Genomic DNA, 1876 nt, shown 5'->3' with positions numbered 1-1876 from the left:
GAGATTTACCATGTCCAATCACTGGCTCCTGCCTGAAAACATCGCCGACGTGCTGCCGTCGGAGGCCCGCAAGATCGAGGAACTGCGCCGCCGCATGCTGGACCTGTTCCGCACCTACGGCTACGAACTGGTCATGCCGCCGATGCTGGAATACCTGGAATCGCTGCTCACCGGGACCGGGCACGACCTGGACCTGCGCACTCTCAAGCTGGTCGACCAGCTCTCCGGCCGCACCATGGGGCTGCGCGCCGACATCACGCCCCAGGTGGCCCGCATCGATGCCCACTTGCTGAACCGCTCCGGCGTGACCCGGCTTTGCTACGCCGGCAATGTGCTGCACGCCCGCCCGGCAGGTTTTCGTGCAACCCGCGAGCCGATCCAGGTCGGTGCGGAAATCTACGGCCATGCCGGCCTGGAAGCCGACGTAGAGATCCAGGCCCTGATGCTGGCTGCGCTGCAGGTGGCGGGACTGACGGAAATCCGCCTGGACCTGTGCCACGCGGGCATCCTGGAAGCGCTGCTGGACGGCCTGCCGTCGAGCCGGAAGATCGAGGACGCGCTGTTCGCAGCGCTGGAAACCAAGGACGTATCGGCGCTGCGCGAACTGACCGAAGGCATGCCGCAGGCCGAGCGCGACGCGCTGCTGGCCTTGCCGACGCTGTACGGTGGCGTGGAGGTGATCGAGCGCGCCCGTGCCACGTTGCCGGCAAGCCCGGCAATCGGCCGCGCGCTGGACGAACTGGCAGCCCTGGCCGCGGAAGTCCGCGGCGCGAGTGTCAATATCGATCTTTCCGACTTGCGCGGATATCACTACCACAGCGGTGTGATGTTTACGGCCTATGTGGCCGGCCTGCCCAATTACGTGGCGCGCGGGGGCCGCTATGACAAGGTGGGTGAAGCCTTCGGTCGCGCGCGGCCGGCGACCGGTTTTTCGCTCGATTTGCGCGAGGTTGCCTCGCTGTCGCCGCTGGAAGTGCGTGCTTTTGCCATCTTTGCGCCGTGGGATGCGGATCCCGCCCTGCGCACGGCGATCACGGCGCTGCGCGAGGCCGGCGAGATCGTGATCCAGTCCCTGCCGGGCCACACGCACCAGCTCGACGAGTTCAACTGCGACCGCCAACTGGTGCGCCAGGATGGCGCATGGACGGTGATTCCGCGCAGCGCCGGGACCTGAGCGCAAGCGCCAGGGCACGGAATTCCCCCGCGTTGCAGGCCGATCTCCCCAAAATCGGGGAGTTGACCTGCAACGAGAGTAAAATACGTTTTTAACCCACTGACCAAAATCAACATGTCCGCTTCTGCAGTAAGCCAGGGACGCAATGTCGTCGTGATCGGCACCCAATGGGGTGACGAAGGYAAAGGGAAAATCGTCGATTGGCTTACCGATCATGCAAAGGGCGTGGTGCGGTTCCAGGGCGGCCACAACGCTGGCCATACGCTCATCATCGGCGGCAAGAAGACCATCCTGCGCCTGATCCCTTCGGGCATCATGCGCGCCGGCACGATTTGCTACATCGGCAACGGTGTCGTGCTGTCGCCCGAGGCGCTCTTTCGTGAAATCGAGGAACTGGAAAGCGCCGGCCTGCAGGTGCAGAACCGCCTGCGCATTTCCGAAGCGACCACGCTGATCCTGCCGTATCACGTCGCCATCGACAAAGCCCGCGAGGCGCGCCGTGGCGCCGACAAGATCGGCACCACCGGCCGTGGTATCGGTCCGGCCTATGAGGACAAGGTTGCCCGCCGCGCGCTGCGCGTGCAGGACCTGTTCGATCCGAAGGCGTTCGCCGAGAAGCTGCGCGAGAACCTCGACCTGCATAACTTCATGCTGACCCAGTACCTGGGCGCCGAAGCAGTCGACTTCCAGACGACGCTGGAC

Annotated in this window: 2 protein-coding genes; both read left to right on the top strand. The window is 64.9% G+C overall.

What is annotated here, in order from left to right; genetic code table 11:
• Positions 1–10: 10 nt before the first annotated feature.
• Positions 11–1174, top strand: a complete 1164-nt coding sequence (locus AC1DN0_RS40935; RefSeq protein WP_035874882.1) for an ATP phosphoribosyltransferase regulatory subunit — start codon at positions 11–13, stop codon at positions 1172–1174.
• Positions 1175–1288: 114 nt separating this feature from the next.
• Positions 1289–1876 (top strand): adenylosuccinate synthetase (locus AC1DN0_RS40930; RefSeq protein WP_477146605.1); only part of this gene is annotated, 588 nt, incomplete at its 3' end.

The organism is Cupriavidus sp. 05N39 (genome assembly GCF_056397325.1).
Note: the sequence above shows the minus strand (reverse complement) of the source record. Positions and strands in the feature narration are given on the sequence as shown.

Excerpts from the sequence above, each read along its gene's own strand:
- AC1DN0_RS40935 (WP_035874882.1), top strand. The coding sequence starts at position 11 with ATGTCCAATCACTGGCTCCTGCCTGAAAACATCGCCGACGTGCTGCCG.